Here is a 19,788-nt window from a genome sequence, read left to right on the forward strand (position 1 = left end):
AAGGTGCTGGCCACCCGCAACCGTCTGAGGACATCAACCGATTTTTCAACAACTGTACGTTCCGGTGTCCGCAATGGACGCCGGAACGTAGTGTTATATACGGCAGCTCTCGCTGCCGACGAACCAAGCCGGATCGGATTCATCGTTTCCAAGAGTGTCGGGAACGCTGTGGTCAGGAACCTCGTTAAGAGGAGACTGAGAGAAGTCGGTGCTTTGTCGTTGCAGAAATATGGCAGCGGGTTTGCCATCGTGGTCCGGGCCCTGCCCGCCTCGGCGGGTGCCGGCTGGGACCAACTGCGGGCAGACTATGACGCCGCCTTGGAAAGCAACATGAAACGGCTGGGCAGGAGCCTTCCGAAGGCTGCTTCTTCAGTTTCTTACGAGACAACACAGGAAGGGACCCCGCGTGCGTAACTCAACTGCCGCCGTCGTCCCCCCTGCAAGATCCGCAGCAGTTTGGCTGGGCCGGGCAGTCTGGAACCTGCCCCGCAATATCCTCATCCTGTTGCTTCTGGCGTACCGCAAGGTGATCTCACCGCTGTACGGCCAGGTTTGCCGCTTTTTCCCCAGCTGTTCCGCCTATGCGCTTGAGGCCATTACGGTGCACGGTGCGGTCAAAGGAAGCTGGCTGGCGGCCAGGCGTCTGTTGCGTTGCCATCCCTGGAATGCCGGTGGTGTGGACCATGTCCCCGCCGGAAAATGCGAGTGGCCCGCGGACCGCACCCCCACAATTGTTGTGCTGAACAACCCGGACAAGTACCTGGCTGCTCAGACTGATGGAGAAGGCCGCTCTGCGGCCTGACGAATAGGGATATCGTATGGACTTCTTTGAAACAATCATGTTTCCGTTCAAGTGGCTTGTGTCCGCCATCATGGTGGTCTTCCACGATGGCCTGAGCGCCATCGGCATGCCCGCCGCCAACGGCTGGACGTGGACGCTGTCCATCATTGGACTGGTGCTGGTGATCCGGGCCGCCCTGATTCCCGTGTTCGTCAAGCAGATCAAAGCCCAGCGAGGCATGCAGCTCCTGCAGCCTGATCTGAAGAAGCTACAGGACAAGTACAAGGGCAAGACCGACCAGCTGTCCCGCCAGGCCATGGCGCAGGAACAGATGGCCATGTACAAGAAGCACGGAACCAACCCGTTCTCGGCCTGCCTCCCCATGCTGATCCAGATGCCGTTCTTCTTTGCCCTGTTCCAGGTCCTCTCCGGCATTACTACTGCAGCCACCAGCGGTAAGAGCATCGGGGCGATGAGCCACGAACAGGTGGTGCAGTTTGATGAGTCGAGCATCTTCGGGGCCCCGCTCTCCGCGACCCTGCTGCACGGGACGCCTGAGGGCGGCAACGTGGTGGCGGTCTGGATCCTCTCGATCGTGATGATCCTGGCCATGACGGCCTCGCAGTTCATCACGCAGAAGCAGATCATGGCCAAGAACATGTCCGAAGAGGCCATGGCCAGCCCGTTCATGAAGCAGCAGAAGATGATGCTTTACGTCCTGCCGATCGTCTTCGGCGTGGGTGGCATCAACTTCCCCATCGGCGTCCTGATCTACTGGACCACCACCAACCTCTGGACCATGGCGCAGCAGTTCTTCGTTATCCGCCGCATGCCGACGCCGGGATCCCCTGCCGCGAAGGCCCTGGCCGAGCGCCGGGCCGCCAAGGGTCTGCCGGCCCTGCCGCTGACGGGCGCCAAGAAGGCCGAAGCCGAAGGCGCCGAAGCCGCCGCTGCCGCAGCTCTGGTAGCCAAGAGCCAGCGCGTCCAGCCACAACGTAAGAACAGGAAGAGGAAGTAATGTCCGCCGAAAGCACCGAACACGCTATTTCCGCTGAAACCTCCGAGGAACAGGATGACGCTTTGAGCGCCGTCCAGGATTCTGACGCAGGGTCCGAAGATTCGGAAGGCAAGGGCACGTCCGCCAGCCGCCTCGAAGAAGAAGGCGATGTTGCTGCGGACTACCTCGAGGAACTGCTGGACATTGCCGACATTGACGGCGATATCGACATCGAAGTCCGCAACGGCCGGACCTACATCTCGATCGTCGCTGAGGAAGAGGCAGCCGGTCTGGAGAGTCTGGTCGGCAAGGACGGCGAAGTCCTCGAAGCGCTTCAGGAGCTCACCCGTCTGGCTGTGCTGTCCGCAACGGAAAACCGCTCACGACTGGTGCTGGACATCAACGGGTACCGCTCGGAGCGGGCTGGCGAGCTGCAGAAGATCGCGGAAGACGCCGTCGCGTCCGTCAAGGACTCGGGCGAGACCGTGGCCCTGGCCCCGATGAGCGCCTACGAGCGGAAAATTGTGCACGACGCCGTTGCTGACCTGGGGCTCGTCAGCGAGTCCGAAGGCGAAGGCGCTGACCGCCATATCGTCGTTTCCGCAGACTGAAGCCGCCGGATAGCTTAATGGTTGAGATTACCGCGGCCGAACTGCAGGCAGCACAGACCATCTTCGGGGACCGCCTGGACCTGGCGAAGCGCTATGTCGAGCACCTGGCCACGTCAGGGACGGAGCGGGGACTGATTGGCCCCCGCGAAATTCCCCGGCTGTGGAGCCGCCACGTGCTGAACTGCGCCGTGATCGAGAGCCAGATTGCCGAAGGGAGCCATGTGGCCGACGTCGGCAGCGGCGCGGGCCTGCCCGGCCTCTGTCTGGCCATTGCGCGGCCTGATCTGGAACTGACCCTGATCGAACCCCTGGAACGCCGGGTGATCTGGCTCCAAGAAGTAGTGGACGACCTTGGGCTCGACAACGTCACCATCATGCGCACCCGCGCAGAGCTGGCTGTCGGTATGGTCAACGCCGACGTCGTCACGGCGCGCGCCGTCTCGGCCCTCACCAACCTCGCCGGACTGACCATTCCGCTGCTTGCGGGCAAGGGCGAAGTGGTGGCTATTAAGGGACGCAGCGCTGGTGAGGAAATCGAAAAAGCGGCCAAGGTGATCCGCAAGCTTGGCGGCACCCAGACGTCAGTGGTGCTCGTGGGTGAGGACCTCCTCGAAGAACCCACAACCGTTGTCCGAATCGTTGTGAATAAGCCTCAAAAGATTGCCTAGCATCAGCCCGGTGCCCTCGGACTCCAACGGTAAGAGGTTAGGCTAGTAACCGGCAGCAAGAGCCGAACGAGAGTGAGTGTGTCACAGTGACCAGTAGCGAAGCCTCCACACAGCGGATTCCACCGTTTGTGTCCCTGGGGTCCGCACGGGCCTTCGTTGCGCCTGCAATCACTCATGATTACTCCGGAAATCACACGGCAGCGGTTGCGAAAACGGCCGGGATGGCCAGCGTTTCACGTGAAACATCTGTTGCCTCCAGCGGCAACGTGTTGGACTCCATCGACGACTCCAGCCCCATTGCCCGTGAGCTCGCCCATGAGAACAAGCGGCGTGAACGGCTCTTGGGCCGCGAACTTCCGAAGCCGGAGAAGACCCGGATCTTCACCGTCTCGAACCAGAAGGGCGGGGTCGGCAAGACCACGACGACGGTCAACATCGCCGCCGCCCTGGCCGCCGCCGGCTTGAACGTGCTGGTCATCGACATCGATCCGCAGGGAAATGCCTCGACGGCTCTTGGAATCGAACACCACGCCGACGTTGACAGCATTTATGACGTGCTCATCAACGACATCCCGTTGCAGGACGTCGTTGCACCGTGCCCGGACATCGACAAGCTGATCTGTGCACCGGCCACCATCCACCTTGCCGGCGCTGAGATTGAACTGGTCAGCCTGGTTGCCCGCGAGCAGCGGCTCCGCCGCGCCATTGACGTGTATGCCAAGGAGCGGGCAAAGAACGGTGAGGAGCGACTGGATTACATCTTCATCGACTGCCCGCCGAGTCTTGGCCTGCTGACAGTCAACGCGTTCTGTGCCGCCAATGAGGTGCTCATTCCGATTCAGTGCGAGTACTACGCGCTCGAAGGACTGAGCCAGTTGCTCAAGAACATCGAAATGATTCAGAAGCACTTGAATGCCGACCTGGTTGTGTCCACGATTCTCCTGACCATGTACGACGGCCGCACCAATCTGGCCGCCCAAGTGGCAGCTGAGGTACGTGAACACTTCCCGGAGCAGGTTCTTGGAGCTGTGGTCCCTCGTTCGGTACGAATTTCTGAAGCTCCCAGCTACCAGCAGACCGTGATGACCTATGATCCTTCATCCAGCGGGGCCCTGTCCTACCTGGAAGCCGCCGCCGAAATCGCGGAACGTTAGAATCTGTTCAAGCATTGCACTAGCTAGAGCCCGGTGATGCCCGGCTCTTCCAATGGAGGGATTTATCCATGAGCGATAAGCGACGCGGCCTCGGCCGTGGACTTGGGGCACTCATTCCAAGTTCCGCCGCGGCGTCCGGCAACGGGTCAGCGCCGTCCCGTCCAGTGGATCTGTTTTTTCCTGAAGCACGCAAGCGGACGCCCGCTGCGGAGGTGTCCGCTGCGGTAGACCCCGATGTGGCTCCCGACGCGGAGGTAGCAGCAGAGCCGCTGGCACCTTCCGCGAACACAGCTGCGGGCGGGGCGTCTGACGTCACAGATCGGAAGACGGCTGCCGGTGCGAAAAAGGCTCCGGCGCGGAAGGTTCCTGCATCCAAGGGTGCTTCTCCGGCGTCCGCATCAACGACTGCCGCCGGCGTGCCGGCCGCCGAGGAAACTGCGGTTGTTCCCGATGCGGAAGACCAGGGAGTGGAACTCGTTGAGGTACCCGGTGTGCGTTTTGCCGAAATTCCGGTCACCGACATCCACCCCAACCGCAAGCAGCCGCGTTCAGTCTTTGATGAGGACGACATGGCGGAGCTGGTTCATTCAGTTCGGGAAATCGGTGTCCTCCAGCCAATCGTCGTCCGTACTTCAACTGAAAAGGGTGGAGAACCCTACGAGCTCGTTATGGGCGAGCGTCGGTGGCGTGCAGTACAGGCCGCCGGGCTGGAAACCATCCCCGCAATTGTCCGTGACACCACCGATGACGACCTCCTCCGCGACGCCCTGCTGGAAAACCTGCACCGGAGCCAGCTGAATCCCCTCGAGGAGGCCGCGGCCTACCAGCAGCTGCTCGAGGACTTCGGCACCACGCATGAACAACTGGCTGACCGCATTGGACGCTCGCGCCCGCAGGTGTCCAACACCCTGAGGCTGCTCAAGCTTCCGCCGCTGGTACAGCGCCGTGTGGCCGCCAACGTTATCTCTGCAGGCCACGCCCGTGCCCTGCTGGCTTTGCCGGATGCCGCTGCCATGGAACGCCTGGCGCAGAAGATTGTTGCGGAAGGCATGTCGGTACGTGCGACCGAAGAAGCGGTGACGCTCTACCAGAATCCGTCCTCCGCGCCGAAGAACAACATTCCGCGCCCGGGCGCTCGTCACGAACGCCTGGATTATCTGGCTTCGTCGCTCTCTGACCGCCTCGATACCAGCGTCAAGATTTCTCTTGGCGCCCGCAAGGGACGGGTGAGCATCGAGTTCGCCAGCGTGGAAGATCTGAACAGGATCATGGATGTACTTACGCCGGGAGCTTCCAACTAGCACCGGACCGGAGATAGGAAAGGACCCGTTTCACGTGAAACGGGTCCTTTTTTGTGCCAGTGACCGACTCCTGGGGCCGGTGACGTTGTTCGAGACAGCTGGAAGCGTCAAGTGAACACACCTTGAAGATCCCCCTTCATGCCACCAGGAGCGCGCCTTACAGCGGCGACCGGCCCATTGCGACGGAGCAGCTGCTTGTGGGGCTTCCTGGAGTGTGATCCTCGCTTTGGTCTTGGAGCTCTGGGATCCCGGGCGAGAACTAGGTCGGCGTGTTTCACGTGAAACCGTGGGATGACTAAGAAGGCCCACGAATGGGGCGAATACCTTCCATCTGCCGAGGAGATTCATAGGTTGGATCATCCAGTCGTGTCTCCACAATCCGGAGCCCCGGTCCACCATCAGCTGATCTGTTCTACAACTGCGGCAGCGTCAGTCCCCGCAACCAGAATGTTCCTGCCACTGGTCCCCTCGGGATGTGCCTTTCGATCATCCGGGTGGTGAGTCCAGGCCGCTCAAGGCACCTCTCACAGCAGAAGCGGCGTGGTTTCACGTGAAACAGTCAATCACTAGGAAGCTATTAGCAGACAGCTGTCCCCTATCGCTTGCTGTGATGTCCGATGCCGGGCCGCCGGGCGCTACTGGGCGACTCTCGCGTATTGCGCAGGGACATCGGGGCGTCACCAAGCCCCTGAGGAGGCAGGAGCGGCCGGGATCACCCCCAGCTGCGCTCAGGGAAGGCTCGGAACTTACCCGGCCCATACGGCACGCGCAGATGGGTTCTGCAGACCCTAGCGGATCCCCCCGACCGAACCGCAAAATTACGGTCTCAACCGCAGCTCCACAGGTCTAAAGCAAGCAGGAATCGCCAGATTGCTGTCCCGACAGTACCCCTGGAGACCAAAGAGGACCTTGAACCACAGGGTGGACCGGGTACCTTCGCTTGTGCTTGATTGCGTCCTCTTCGAGCGTAGACCTGCAAAAGACTGAAACTGGCTGCCTCGTCTACCACCTGTCGTGCGCTCGGAGCCGCTAGTTGGATTCCTTACCTTCACGCGATGATGGGTTCGGAGCCCAGCAAAGGGACAACGCCACCGGGCCATAGTGGTCGACGTGGAGGCTTTCCTTGTCGGCGCCTCCTGCGACGTGGTGAAGGCCGCTCGTAGCCCATTCCAGTGTGGCTACACGCGAACGCCAAGGGGCACGTTGTTGGTAGATGGTGGCGGTAAGGCGGCACGGCAGCCCCTCCGTGTGCTCGGCAATGGCGGGGAGACGTTGCGAGAGAGAGTCGATCCTGTAATCCCCTCCGCCCCAACTGCCGACGCTTTCGTCCTGGCAAACACGGCAAGTAGGGATCAGATTCTTCCTCGCAAACGACGGCACGTTGTGATGAGATCGACAAGGGCGCCTAGGCTCTGCGCCACGGAGACCGCCAGCAGAGTTCTTGCTCGTGGTGTGAACCTATGTGGCCGTGGATGTGAGAAGTGCCGGCCGTTCTCGGTCGACCAACCGGATGCCACTCCCCCGGAAGGCTCGTCGGGCCAGTCCCCCCGGGAGACTGATAAGGTCCTGCCATCAGAATCAAGCCAAGGATTTGCCGGACGGCGCACAGAGTTGGGACCCTGGGGATCAGACGAGTCTCCTTGGCAAGGCTGACAGAGTCGGGCCTTAGGAATCGTGCTGACTCCCTCGCAGGAGTCTGACCGAGTAGGGCTGTGGGATCAAGCGGAAAGCAGACGAGGCTCCCCCGGGAAGCTGGACAAGATTGTCCGGTGAGTACGACTGCGGCGACCCGGTGGGCCGTCCCCCGAGGCTTGTATGTTGCCCGGCTTGACGGGACCGTTTTGTAGTTGACGGGTCGCGGCGATTGCTTCCCTGGAGGTGTCGACAAGAGATTGGGTGCCGGGTCCCAACGCCTCCGAAGTTGCCTCCCGATTCGGGCCTGACCTGCATCGTTTGCGGGCTTGACCGGTCTTGTCCAATGGCACTCCCTAGGTGTCATAACCGAGCCCTGGGGCGTGGATATCCGGTGGATAGAGCGGTGGATATAGCTGTGGATAACTTTGTGGATTACTCCGACCGCCGGCCTGTCTCACCGCTGATTGCGTGTGGAAGGAAAGGCACGGAATCTGCAGGTGCGTCGGACCCCTCCGCCAAGGGCGGTCCCGTTTCACGTAAAACATCTCCGGCCATCTTCGAGTGAAGTGATTCACACCCGCCCGTGCTTTCTAATTCCCCCGTCCGGGGTTAATTTTCCGCTGAATCTGGCGGTTTATGGGCACATACGGGGATCCGCCCAGCGTCCCAGGCGGACGCTCTCGGCTGGGCAGTCCTCGATACTCCTCTCGGTGCAGACGAGACGGGGAACGCACCGTCGTTCCCGCAGCGGATAGACAGCCCCCACGGTTGTGAGAAATCCCTCAGCGCCTGTGGATAACTGTGTGAATAAGTTCTGTGGAGAACTTGGGGAGAAAAGCATCTTGAAACATCGAGTCAGGAGATTTCCTCGACCGGTCGGCGGCTATGCCAGCACGTGGATTCCTGGCAGCTGGGGGGCTGCGGCCGGAATGCCCCCCGGCCCACGGTGTCCTCTGATCTGCGCGGTGTGGCCCGGAACGTGGGTGCGCGGCCCGCTGCTCAAGATGCTTTGGGCATCGCGATTGGACCAGGACTGGGGCCGCCATTCACTGTGCCGGAGTGATGACATTGTCCAGTCCAGTAGGCACGTGCTTCGTTGTGTGCTCACTCGCCGCACAAAGACCGATTCTTGTCCGGGCCGCTCATGTGGCGGGGTGATGTCCGGCCCATGAATGTGGAGACGCACGCTGCGCGTCGGCGCGTGCTTTTCCACGCTGACGCCTGGTTGGGTTGGGCATAGGGTCCAACAAGCAGAAGGCGGGCCCATTGATGGTGTAGACCCGTCCGTGCTTGTGTTTTCGACGGTGAAGCGAGTGCGCTCAGGTGCACTGCCCTCTCCCCTGACGGTGCCAAGGGAACTGTCACCGGGATCGAACCGCTCGCCAGGGCTGCACGGCTGAACCTGCCCGACAGGTGTTCCCATTCCTTTGGGTGTTCCGACAACGACCAGCCAGGCCGAGAGAGGGGACCCAGACCTGTAGTGATCCACGGATTTTCAAGCACCCCAGCAACAGGCGTATCGACGCCTGGTAGTGGCCCACTACTTCTCCTGGAGCATTCCTGGGGCGACCCTCGCCAGTAGGAGTCATCGCCACGCTCCTTCTTCTCGGAGTGAGAGGATGCCCGCCGCGCCGAAGGCGTGGCCGTGTCCGGACGTCCGGCTGGCAACAGGCGCCAGGCGGCGCCCGTTCCCGCAGTTGTTGGCCGGCAACCGATGGAATCTAACGGGATCTAAGAACGCCAATAGCGGCTGGTAACGACTGGCCAACGGTCCTGAATGGCCATAGTCGGCCACTTTGGAGCAACAGTCCGGGAGGAGTCGTGGACACCGCGCACGCAGCACTCAATCGGTCCGTGAGTGTTGGACAGCGACATGTCCTACCAACTGGCCGGGTTGTGTTTCACGTGAAACATGAAGGCGTGCAGTATCCCCGCTGGTACTGAGCGCCTGCATGGGAGGGGCTTCAACGTGTGACGGATTGCTGCATAGCTATCCTGCATGCGCCTGCTCCCTGTGGAGCGCCCAAGGGACTGATAGCAGGCAGCGGATATTGCCAAGGGTTCAGGAACAGGGATCAGGGATGAGGGAGCAGGAAATCAGCAAATCAGGGAACCCAAACCTGGAACCGACGGAGCCCGGGGACAAGATCCCCGAACCAGCAATCACGGACTTCAGGAATAAGGGACCAAGCAATCCGGGGAGAGCGTTTCGAAAACACAAAATTTGAGGGAGTTGACCGATGGAGGGCGAGCCCAAAGGCCACACCCGGCCATATCTGGGAGTTCAGTATTACTTATTCGAATCCCCGTTCAGATTTTCGCCAGCGACACAACATGGACGGCAGCCGTGAGCCTGCAATGCTGTTTCACGTGAATCATGTCTGCCCTCTGTCATGCCCCCGTCCTCCGGACAAGCCAGTGGCAATGGCAGCAGCAGGCCGCACCCAGCGCTCTTGTTTCGGCGAGCATGGTTAAAGGCGGCTGGCAGTTGGCGGTGAAGGAGCACACGCTCCCCTCCACGTATAACCGGAATATCTGCCCGATAGCCCCGCCCTTGTCGGCCCATCATAGGGTTTCACGTGAAACATGTGACTGCACTCTATTCAAGTGATTTCCTGACGGTTACCCATGCTGGTGATGAGTGACCGTGGACGAGATGACGGATCACCGGGTCCGGTTGGGTGTCCCTGGAGGTGCATGCTCCCCGATACGTCTTAAGAGCTGCGGGTAGGGGCCGCCGGACAGTGTGCTGGCGCCAATACCCGTCCTCTGCGCTACATTCACAGCCGACGTATCACTTTATGCCGTCAGATCGTCGCTGCGGGCCACATCGCTCTTGCGAGGGCTTGAGTGACGGCTGGACCAGGAGCGAGGCAGGTGCCGGTAGAGCAATCCGCGGGAGGCTGAAGAGATCCTCGCCAGCTTCTTGAAGAGTGCCATCCCCTTGGAGATCGTCCAGCCCCATCTGGGAGCTATTTCGTGAAAAGCTCGCAATTTGCTCTCGAATCTCCGTTTTACTTTGAATTGCATACGAAATCGGATTATGAGAATGCAAATCAGGAGTCTCGGACAGGCATGTCGCAGTATCGTGGCTCAGCAAGTGCACGCCAGAGAAAGCGTCCTCATGTTTCACGTGAAACACGGGCACACCCGCCGCAGAGTTCCACCGCTCGTTGTGGCACCCACCGCGCGTGTGAGGGAGCCGATACGTTCCACGTGGAATCGCGCACGTAGTCCGTCGAACGTGGGACGGTCAAATCCTCCAGGGTGCACCAGAGGCACTTCCGGCAATCGGCTAGTACGAAATGTCCGGAAGCCCCGATCGTTTCCGACTGGGGCCGCCGCCGCTCCCACCTAGCAGCGGGCCAGACGCCCTCCCCCGGAAGTCTGCAAGCGGGCTGCCCCGCGTGGGCAGAACGGCACGCTCAGGGATATCCAAAGCGTAATGCAATTCATCCCGATTGCTATCAACATAATAATCGTTGCCTAGGCGGATGTAGGGACAAAGTTGCCCCGCGCTTGGCCGAAAAGGATCCGCGACCCACAAAAAGGTGGCCCCGCTTCCTGGTCCGGAAGTAGGGCCACCTTAGGGTTTGGGCGGCGTCGCGCCGCCCGGAGGGAAACCTAGGACAAGACGTCCGCAAATTCCTTCTCGAAGAACTGCTTGGGGCGCGCCCCGATGACGGTGCCTGTCACTTCGCCGCCCTGGAACAGGTAGACCGCGGGGATGGACGTGATACCAAACTGGGCTGCGATTGCCGGGTTGTCGTCAACGTTTACCTTGACGACGTCCACCCTCTCGCTGTACTCAACGGAGATCTCGTCGAGGATGGGTCCGAGTTTGCGGCACGGTCCGCACCATTCGGCCCAGAAGTCCACAATGACCGGCTTGGCCGAAGCCAGTACGTCGGTGCTGAAACTAGCGTCAGTTACGTCTTTTGCGTTGCTCATAGCCCTGTCTCTCTCTTCGGTTGGTTGATGCTCGACGGATCTAGGCGTCGAAATCTGCGAGGTAGTGTTCGACGTCGAGGGCGGCCACGCAGCCGGAACCGGAGGCCGTGATGGCCTGGCGGTAGGTCGGGTCGATGACGTCGCCGGCGGCGAAAACGCCCTGGACGCTGGTCTTCGAGGTGCGTCCTTCGACGGCGATGGTTCCCTCCGGGGTCAGGTCCAGCTTCCCCTTGACGAGGTCCGTGCGGGGATCGTTGCCGATCGCAACAAACACGCCCGTGACGGCGAGTTCGGTCTCGGTGCCGTCCACAAGGTTCTTCAGCTGAAGTCCGGTGACCTTGTCCTGTCCCAGGACATCCTCGACGCCGGTGTTCCAGATGAAGCTGATCTTCTCGTGCGCAAGGGCGCGGTCGGCCATGATCTTGGACGCGCGGAGGGTGTCGCGGCGGTGGACGACGGTGACAGTCTTGGCGAACTTGGTGAGGAAGAGTGCTTCTTCCATTGCGGAGTCACCGCCGCCAATAACGGCGATGTCCTGATCCTTGAAGAAGAAACCGTCGCAGGTTGCACACCAGCTGACGCCGTGGCCGGAGAGTCGCTTCTCGTTGGGCAGGCCGAGCTCACGGTAGGCCGAACCGGTCGACAGAATGATGGACCGCGCCTGGAAGGTCTCCCCTGAGCCGATGGTCACGGTTTTGATGTCGCCGTCGAGATCCAGTTCGGTCACGTCCTCGAACTGGATTTCCGTGCCGAACCGGGCAGCCTGCTTCTCGAAGTTCTCCATCAGGTCCGGACCCATGATGCCGTCGGGGAATCCCGGGTAGTTCTCGACGTCGGTGGTGTTCATCAGTTCGCCGCCGGCGGTCACCGAGCCGGCCAGGAGCAGCGGCTTCAGGTTTGCGCGCGCCGTGTACACCGCGGCCGTGTAGCCCGCGGGGCCGGAGCCGACGATGATGACATCACGCACTTCGGACGCGGTGTTTTCTGCGTTGCTCACTGAACGGTGAACCTCTTCCTTTGTCGATGCGCCCGCCTGGGGTGGCCGGCCACATGGCACAACTACTACTGGGCGCTGAATATTCCGGTCTGACCGGGCACCACGGAACGGCGCCAAGACTCAGGGTACCGTCTTGGCGCCGGGGACCGCGGGGGTACTGGCTTGGTTACGGTCCCCTACTGGACCTTGATCTCGGCCAGGCGCAGGCCGAATCCGTAGCGCGTCTTCGGCGCCGCCAGCTTGGGCAGGGTCTTGATTGAGACGATGACGTACTGCGCTGTGACGGGTTCCTGCAGGGGCAGCGTGAGGTCCGGGGAGGTGAAGCTGTTGCTGCCCACCTGCTTGGCACCGTCCAAGGACGGGCGGTCGTTGGTGAAGACGCTGATGCTGCCGCCCGAGGCCCCCAACTGGCTAAGTGTCACCGAGGAAATCTTGGCAGGCTCTTTCAACTTGACGACGAGCGGAACACCATCGGGGGCGAATCCGCCCCAGCTGTCCGTGGCGAATTCCATGTCCGACCAGTAACTGGCGGCATTCCCGTCGAAGGTCTTGACCAGATCGCCGTCGTAGGTTCCGGCAAAGTCAAAGTCGCCCTGCCGCGTGACGCCCTCAATCGCGGGCGGAGCGGTGGCCGGCGCGGGGCTGCCGGTATCGGACGGCTCCGCCGAGGGTGTCGCGGGCGCGCTTGCGGAGGCAGTGGCGACGGCGTCGGGTTCCGGTGCGGACTTGAAGAGACTGCCGAGATTGGTAACAGCGAGAACCAGGCCGACCACCAGGACGGCCGCCAGAAGCCCGCCTACCAGCCAGCGCATGGACCGCGGCTCGCGCTGCGGCTCTTCATCGTTGCCGTAGTACTCGTCATCCTCTGCGGCTTCGCTGTTTCGGGCTGAGCCGGGGAAGTATCCCGGCGGCCGGTCCGCTGAACCGCTCGCGGCCATGGCGGCAGTCGCCGGGCCCGGGCGGGAGGTTTGCCGTTCGTCGGGGGCCGGCTGGTCGTAGTCGTCGTCGGACCACAGGGAAACCTTCGGCGTTTCGGCGGGAGCCGGTGGCTTGGAGTCAGGGGCAGCGGAGCGGGGCGCGCCTCCCTGCACGGGCTGGGACGCCGTCGTGTGGGAAGCCGCTTCCTGCGGTGCCGTGTCGGGGGACGGGGCTTTCGCGGACGGCGCCGGCGCCGCGGCGGCACCACGGGCACCAGCAGCGGCGGCAGCTCCCGCCGCGCCAGCTGCTGCGGCACCTGCGGCCGGTGACGTTCCTGGACGCGAGGGCACGCGGGCCGGGGACGCGGGCGGAGCGGCCGGAGCGGCTCCGGATGCGGGGGCGCCCGGTTGGTTCTGCCCGTAGGTGATGTAGCCGGCGTCAACTTCTTCTTCGTCGTAGAGGCCGTCGTAGGTTTCGGGTTCGTGGGAACGCGGCTGGCCGAAGATTTCACTGCCAAGCGTGTCCGTAAAGAAGGGCTCCACGTAGGGCGGGTTGGAGGAGACAACCAGGTCCAGCAGGTCTGCGGCTGAGGTGTGGTTGGTGATGAGGTAGGTAGTGGCTTCGCTGACCCCAAGGTCGAGGATCTGCACGTTGCCGGGACGTTCGCCCGTGGCGACTTCCCGGGCGCTCTGGGCCACTTGATCCGCGTTGTCGGGCCCGGCCACGAGAATGCTCACCGCGCGGTTGAGCACCTGGTCCACACCGTCCAGCACCAGATCCTGGTCATGTGAGGTCAGTACAGTGGCAGTGACCTTGTAACGGCCACCTAGTACTGATCCGACATCGATCGGGTGGGACACGGGTTCCTCCTAGACTGTCCGGGAGTTGCCGAACTGATCACTTCATCAGTGACCGCGGGTCCCCCGGTAAGCCGGTGGACCCCTGGTCTGCAACTCCCCTTGTTAGTCTTCGATCCTAGCCGATGCAGTGTCCGCGCCGCGGAAGCACGGCGCTGCGACCCGACTGGTTACTATTTTTTCTTCTTGCCGCCGAACGGGAAATAAGGGTTGTGTCCCGCCGGTCCCTGGTAGGTCCGGCGTCCAGGCAGCGGGCTGTCCCCACGCCCCAAGCCGCCCTCCGCGGTGCTCGGCAAATCCTCGGCGGGAAGGTAACCGCCCTCCGGCCCGGCGCGTCCGGCGCGTTCGTCCTGTTCGCCAAGGTCAGGGCCGGCACGGAAGGATGCGGCGTCGAACTCCCCCGAAATTCTCGGAATAAGGCCGGTGTCCACCGAGACGGTGGCACGTTCCGGCCTGGTCCGCGTTGCGGCGGCGCCGTCCGGCAGGTCTTCGGCGCCGGGCTCGGCAGCCTGCCGGCGGCGCAGGCGGCCCAGCAGCGGCTGCAGCAGGTCGCTCAGCTCGGTCACGCGGAAGAGCTTCAGCAGGAGCAGGTAGGCCGCCAGCATGACGGGCCCGACGACGGCGATCGTCACCAGAGCGGCGATGGGGGTGCTCCAGGCGAAGCCATCCGGGCTGTAACTGCCCAGCAGCCACAAAGCCCCTGCCCCCGCCAGTGCGGAACCCAGCGCGGCGTAGCCCATCCTGATGTAGGAGTTGGCGATCCGCGGGCCGTCCAGATGGCCCAGGAGCCGGCGCAGGAAGACCGCGCTGACAATCACCGACAGGATGTTGCCGCCGGTGTAGAGGATGGCGATGGCGAAAATGATCTGATCGAACGGCAGGAACTGGATCGTGAAGGCGGCGACCACGTTCACGAGGGCCAGCACCAGCTGGATGAAGAACGGCGTCCGGGCGTCCTCGTTGGCGTAGAACACCCGGGACATCATGAAGTTGGCGCTCATGAAGGGCGTGCTCAGGGCCAGGATAGTGAGGGTTTGGGCCAGCATAACGCCGTCCTGTTTCACCCCGCCGGAGAAGAACATGCCCAGGGGCCCGGCCAGCGCAAAGAGCGCCAGCGCGCCAAAGACGGTGGCGACGGCCATGGTCCGCAGCCCGTGGGAGAGTGCGTTGCGCAGCGCCGCGTGGTCCCCGTCCTGCGAGGCCCGGGTCATCCGGTTGAACAGCACCGTGGCCAGCGAGAGCGCAATGATGGAGTGCGGGAGCAGGTAGAGCTGGCTGGCCACTTCCAGAACGGCGTTGCCCGGCATCGTGTCCGCGGCCGGGTCCCCTGCCTGTTCCAGGCGGAGGCGTTCCGCGCCCGGAATTGTGGCGATACGCATGACATAGAGGAACGCCAGCTGCCCGACGGCGGCCGTCGCCAGGGTCCAGACGCTCAGCCGGGCGGCATGTCCCAGGCCGACGCCGCGCCAGCCGAACCGCGGACGCAGGCCCAGGCGGAGCCTGAACACCGGGACCAGCAGGATGGTGGTCTGGGCGATCACACCGATGGTGGAGAACCCGGCCACCAGGAAGGTCTGGCTGGAGTCCCACGTGTCCAGCGTGTGCGGGTTGGCCACGTTGGCACCGAACATCCAGATGAACATGCCGAGGCCGGCGATCGCGACAATGTTGTTCAGGATTGGGGCCCACATCGCCGGCCCGAACGCGCCGTGGGCGTTGAGCACCTGGGTCAGCAGGGCGTACAGGCCGTAGAAGAAGATCTGCGGAAGGCACCAGAACGCGAAGGACACGGCGAGGGCCTTCTGCTGCGGCGAGTAACCCTGCGTCGTCAGCTCAATGACCCACGGCGCCAGCAGCGTCACCGCCAGTGTCAGGGCCAGCAGCACCAGCACCGCAAGCGTCAGCAGCCGGCTGATGTAGTCGGCGCCCTTGTCCGGAGCCTTGCTCGCCTTGATGATCTGGGGCACCAGGACGGCGTTGAAGACGCCTCCGGCCACCAGCAGGAAGATCAGGTTCGGCAGGTTGTTCGCGTTGATGAACGTGTCGTTGACGGTGGAGCCCAGGCCAAGGGCGGCCGCCAGCATCCAGGTCTTGGCGAAGCCCAGGAAACGCGAGACCAGCGTGCCGGCGGCCATGATGGCGCTGGAACGGACTTCTCCGGATTGGACAGCTTTGGAATCGGCGGTGCCGGAGTGTGCTGGGGTGGGTTTGGCAGATGACATCGTCTTCATCGTCTCACCCGGGCACGGCTTTAGGCGCTATCGGAGTCCGATAAGAGGCCTGCGTGGCCCTAGCGGTGCTCCGGCAGGACTTCCTTCGCGAGGTCCGCGATGCGGCGTTCGTTCGGGAAGGAAAGCTTCCGGGCCAGCTCATGGATGGGCACCCAGGCGACGTCCACGGCTTCCTTGTCGGGATCGTTCTCGATGGTCAGCTCCCCGCCCGTGGCCTGGAGGAGGTAGTGGTGGACGGTCTTGTGGACGCGGTGGCCGCTGACCGTGAACCAGTAGTCGATGCTTCCCAGCGGGGCGAGGATCTTGCCTTCGATGCCGGTTTCCTCGGCGATTTCCCGCACGGCGGCTTCCTCGTTGCTCTCTTTGCCTTCCGGATGCCCCTTCGGCAGGCACCATTCCAGCCGTCCGCCGCGATTAAGGCGGGCAATGATCGCAACCCGGAGCTCGGCGTCGGAAGTGTCCACCACGACGCCGCCGGCGGAGACTTCCTCCACGGTGGGGAGGGAGGCCTGCCCGGAGTGCTGTACCGGCGCGACGTTGGCACCGATTGCCGATGGCAACGGTGCGTTTGTCCTCCTGCCGGGAGCGCTCGGTACGGGATGGGCCATGAAGTCCACTCTAACGACTCTTGTCCGCACTTGAGGACCTAAACATGGCAGGAAAGTGGACGGCCGGGAAAGTGGATCGCCGGTTCCGTCCGCGCATTGGCTGCCGGCGGCCGGACTCAGGGAGTATTCGGTGTGGTGCTGGCCGGGATTTCTGACAAGCTTAAGAAACTATGGCGCACGCACATCACAAGACTGACTCGCACACTGTTGATTTCCAGGTGGACCCTGTGGTCCTGGAGCTTGGGCAGCGGTTTGTTGACGCCGGCCACGAACTCTCCCTCGTGGGCGGACCGGTGCGCGATCTGTTCCTGGGCAGGACGTCTCCGGACCTGGACTTCACCACGGACGCCACACCGGACCAGACGGTTGCCCTCATCAAGAAGTGGGCTGACAACTATTGGGAAATCGGGCGCGCCTTTGGCACCATCGGGATGCGCAAGTCCGGCTTCCAGATCGAAATCACCACCTACCGCGCCGAGGCATACGATCCTGACTCCCGCAAACCCGTGGTGGCCTTCGGCAACTCGCTGACGGATGACTTGCTGCGCCGGGACTTCACCATCAACGCCATGGCCCTGCGGCTCCCCTCGTTGGAGCTGGTGGATCCGTTCGGCGGGGTCCGCGACCTGCACGCTTCCATCCTCGCCACCCCGGGCGCCCCGGAAGCATCCTTTTCCGACGACCCGCTGCGCATGATGCGGGCTGCCCGCTTCGCCGCGCAGCTGGGCATCACAGTGCACGAGGACGTCCGCGCCGCCATGTCCCGGATGGCGGAGCGGATCACCATGATCTCCGCGGAACGTGTCCGCGAGGAGCTGGTCAAGCTCATCTGCGCGGCGCATCCCCGGGCCGGCGTGGACCTGCTCGTGGACACCGGGCTGGCCGACTTCGTGCTGCCTGAAGTCTCCGCGCTGCGCCTCGAATCGGACGAACACCACCGCCACAAGGATGTGTACCAGCACTCACTCCAGGTCCTGGAGCAGGCCGCCGCCCTCGAAACGGATGCCGACGGCGCCGTGCCCGGCCCGGACTTTGTGCTGCGGTTCGCAGCGTTGATGCACGACGTCGGGAAGCCGGCCACGCGCCGCTTCGAACCGGGCGGCGCCGTGAGCTTCCGCCACCACGACATGGTCGGGTCCAAACTGACGACCAAACGGATGAAGGCGCTGCGCTTCGACAACGACACCATCAAGGCCGTAGCCAAGCTGGTGGAGCTGCACATGCGCTTCTACGGCTACGGCGATGCGGGCTGGAGCGACTCCGCCGTCCGCCGCTATGTCACCGACGCGGGCCCCCTCCTGGAACGGCTGCACCGGCTGACCCGCTCGGACGTGACCACCCGCAACCAGCGCAAGGCCGAGCGGCTCGCCTTCGCCTACGACGATCTTGAAGCCCGGATCGCGGCCTTGCGCGAGCAGGAATCCCTCGAAGCCGTCCGCCCCGACCTGGACGGCGGCCGCATCATGGAACTCCTGGGACTCAAACCCGGACCTGTCGTCGGGCGCGCCTACAAGTTCCTTCTGGAGGAACGGATGGAGCACGGCCCGCTGGACCCCGCCGCGGCCGAAGCCAAACTGCACGAATGGTGGGCGGCGCAGCCCGAATCCGCCGTCGCGCTCTCAACAGAGGAGTCCTAAGTGAGTGCACCTGTCAACGGCCCCCGTCCGCAGCTGTGGATCCTGCGGCACGGCGAAACCGAATGGTCCAAGAGCGGCCAGTACACCGGCCTCACCGACCTCCCGCTCACCGTGGAGGGCGAGCAGCAGTCCGTGGAGGCGCGCAAGGTGCTCGATGCCGTCGATTTTGACCTGGTGCTGACGTCGCCGCTGCGGCGTGCCCGCCGCACCGCGGAACTGGCCGGCTTCCCCGACGCCCGGCTGGAGCCACTCGCCGTTGAGTGGGACTACGGCGACTACGAGGGCATCAGCTCGGACCTGATCCGCAAGGACAACCCGGACTACCTGATCTGGACCCACGGCGTACCGAACGGCGAAGCCCTCGACGACGTCGCCGCGCGCGCGGACAAGATTGTGGCCCGCGTGCTCGAATCCGGCCTGGACAACGTGCTGATCGTTGCGCACGGCCACTTCTCCCGGATCCTCACCGCCCGGTGGCTGGGGCTCGATCCCCACGAGGGCCGGCATTTCATTCTGGGAACCGCGAAAGTGTGCACGCTCGGCTGGGATAAGAGGACCCCGGCAGTGGTCCGCTGGGGCCTATAAATGCGGTTTAGAAAATAACTTCAAGAAAGTTTATGAATTCGGTAGTCAAGTACCGCCGACATAGGGTATTTTTATTTCTGACCCCAGAGCGTCCTGCCGGGGTCGAGGCGCGCGTCGCCCGGCCAGTCAGCCGGAGCTACGGCATAACAGAAAAGGAGGTTGGGAGAAATGATTACTTTGACTAGCGGATGGATGTACTTCGTCACCGCCACCCCGGCCTCTGTCGCTGAACCGCGCCCAAATTTCGGCCCGACTGCCTCCTGACCCCTTCCCCCGCGGCCCGGTTTTGACCTAGGCCCGGAGCCAAGGCGATACCCGGCACTTCTTCTTCCTGGGAGTGCCGTGACAGCGGACTGACCAGGCGGAACCACGCGGTTGCGCAGTATCCCCAAAGTTCGGAACCCGGCTTCCTGTTGGGGTTGCCGCGCTCCCGCGTTCAGGGGCCAACTTTCCGCTTTTGCGTAACCATTCATTAGTGCCGGGTAATTCCCTGCCCAATTGCGGCCTTTTCATCCTCAATTCACAGAGGCCTTAATTGGCATGCCCAATTACTCCCCTTTCCGTCAACACCAAAGAGAGGTCCACCGTGACTATTGCCAGCTCCACACCCGGACCATGCAGCACGAAACCCCGGAGGGAGGTGACCACTATGAAGCAGAAACTCCAGTCGCTCCTGCGCCTGGGCAGCCAGCCGGCCCCGAGGCACACGGCGCTGTTCAACGGACAACTCCTGGACCAGAAACGCGAGGACGTCTACGTCGTTATGCACCAGATGGGCCTCATCCGCTGAGGCAGTCCCGGCCACCGAAGGAAAACTGATGACTGACGTCGGAACTGATCCGCAAGGAGCCCACGCG

Annotated in this window: 15 protein-coding genes; 10 read left to right on the plus strand and 5 right to left on the minus strand. The window is 63.0% G+C overall.

Going from position 1 to position 19,788, the window contains the following annotated elements:
• Window positions 1–3: 3 nt before the first annotated feature.
• The 7 genes from rnpA (at window position 4) to AC6EUH_RS10145 (ending at window position 5,512) form a co-directional block, all read left to right on the plus strand.
• Window positions 4–414 carry a ribonuclease P protein component gene (gene rnpA / locus AC6EUH_RS10115; RefSeq protein ID WP_082492643.1) on the plus strand — a complete coding sequence of 137 codons (411 nt, stop codon included), beginning with the start codon at window positions 4–6 and terminating at the stop codon, window positions 412–414.
• Window positions 407–802 (plus strand): membrane protein insertion efficiency factor YidD, encoded by a 396-nt coding sequence (gene yidD, locus AC6EUH_RS10120; RefSeq protein ID WP_056428743.1) that lies wholly within the window; start codon window positions 407–409, stop codon window positions 800–802. Before rnpA ends, yidD begins: the two co-directional genes overlap by 8 nt.
• Window positions 803–818: 16 nt before the next feature.
• The gene (yidC, locus tag AC6EUH_RS10125; protein WP_499738533.1) at window positions 819–1,799 is read left to right on the plus strand and encodes a membrane protein insertase YidC; all 981 of its coding nucleotides are present in this window, start codon (window positions 819–821) and stop codon (window positions 1,797–1,799) included.
• Window positions 1,799–2,389, plus strand: a complete 591-nt coding sequence (locus AC6EUH_RS10130; protein WP_056428747.1) for a Jag family protein — start codon at window positions 1,799–1,801, stop codon at window positions 2,387–2,389. The genes yidC and AC6EUH_RS10130 overlap by 1 nt, the downstream gene beginning before the upstream one ends.
• A gap of 17 nt (window positions 2,390–2,406) precedes the next feature.
• Complete coding sequence (rsmG, locus tag AC6EUH_RS10135; RefSeq protein ID WP_056428750.1) at window positions 2,407–3,057, plus strand: 16S rRNA (guanine(527)-N(7))-methyltransferase RsmG; 651 nt, start codon at window positions 2,407–2,409, stop codon at window positions 3,055–3,057.
• A gap of 86 nt (window positions 3,058–3,143) precedes the next feature.
• Window positions 3,144–4,211 carry a ParA family protein gene (locus AC6EUH_RS10140; protein ID WP_326951866.1) on the plus strand — a complete coding sequence of 356 codons (1,068 nt, stop codon included), beginning with the start codon at window positions 3,144–3,146 and terminating at the stop codon, window positions 4,209–4,211.
• A gap of 68 nt (window positions 4,212–4,279) precedes the next feature.
• The gene (locus AC6EUH_RS10145) at window positions 4,280–5,512 is read left to right on the plus strand and encodes a ParB/RepB/Spo0J family partition protein (protein WP_499738534.1); all 1,233 of its coding nucleotides are present in this window, start codon (window positions 4,280–4,282) and stop codon (window positions 5,510–5,512) included.
• A gap of 5,259 nt (window positions 5,513–10,771) precedes the next feature.
• Here AC6EUH_RS10145 and trxA read toward each other — a convergent pair.
• The 5 genes from trxA to AC6EUH_RS10170 all read right to left on the minus strand — a co-directional run bounded on the left by trxA (window position 10,772) and on the right by AC6EUH_RS10170 (window position 16,709).
• Window positions 10,772–11,098, minus strand: coding sequence for a thioredoxin (trxA, locus tag AC6EUH_RS10150; RefSeq protein WP_499738535.1), 327 nt, complete (start codon window positions 11,096–11,098; stop codon window positions 10,772–10,774).
• A 40-nt stretch (window positions 11,099–11,138) separates the two neighbouring features.
• Window positions 11,139–12,095, minus strand: coding sequence for a thioredoxin-disulfide reductase (gene trxB / locus AC6EUH_RS10155; protein WP_056428757.1), 957 nt, complete (start codon window positions 12,093–12,095; stop codon window positions 11,139–11,141).
• A 176-nt stretch (window positions 12,096–12,271) separates the two neighbouring features.
• Window positions 12,272–13,873 carry an ABC transporter substrate-binding protein gene (locus AC6EUH_RS10160; RefSeq protein ID WP_499738536.1) on the minus strand — a complete coding sequence of 534 codons (1,602 nt, stop codon included), beginning with the start codon at window positions 13,871–13,873 and terminating at the stop codon, window positions 12,272–12,274.
• A gap of 170 nt (window positions 13,874–14,043) precedes the next feature.
• Window positions 14,044–16,092 (minus strand): murein biosynthesis integral membrane protein MurJ, encoded by a 2,049-nt coding sequence (gene murJ / locus AC6EUH_RS10165; RefSeq protein WP_499738537.1) that lies wholly within the window; start codon window positions 16,090–16,092, stop codon window positions 14,044–14,046.
• A gap of 68 nt (window positions 16,093–16,160) precedes the next feature.
• On the minus strand, window positions 16,161–16,709 hold the full coding sequence (locus AC6EUH_RS10170) for an NUDIX hydrolase (RefSeq protein ID WP_395940335.1): 549 nt from the start codon (window positions 16,707–16,709) through the stop codon (window positions 16,161–16,163).
• 170 nt (window positions 16,710–16,879) lie between these two features.
• Here AC6EUH_RS10170 and AC6EUH_RS10175 point away from each other — a divergent pair, with 170 nt between their 5' ends.
• The 3 genes from AC6EUH_RS10175 (at window position 16,880) to AC6EUH_RS10185 (ending at window position 19,721) form a co-directional block, all read left to right on the plus strand.
• Window positions 16,880–18,346 carry a CCA tRNA nucleotidyltransferase gene (locus AC6EUH_RS10175; protein WP_499738538.1) on the plus strand — a complete coding sequence of 489 codons (1,467 nt, stop codon included), beginning with the start codon at window positions 16,880–16,882 and terminating at the stop codon, window positions 18,344–18,346.
• Complete coding sequence (locus tag AC6EUH_RS10180; protein WP_499738539.1) at window positions 18,347–18,931, plus strand: histidine phosphatase family protein; 585 nt, start codon at window positions 18,347–18,349, stop codon at window positions 18,929–18,931.
• Between the two features lie 649 nt (window positions 18,932–19,580).
• A complete protein-coding gene (locus AC6EUH_RS10185) occupies window positions 19,581–19,721 on the plus strand; it encodes a hypothetical protein (RefSeq protein WP_186329155.1) in 141 nt (46 codons plus the stop codon).
• Window positions 19,722–19,788 lie beyond the last annotated feature (67 nt).

It is taken from the genome of Arthrobacter sp. 001422645, assembly GCF_059816125.1.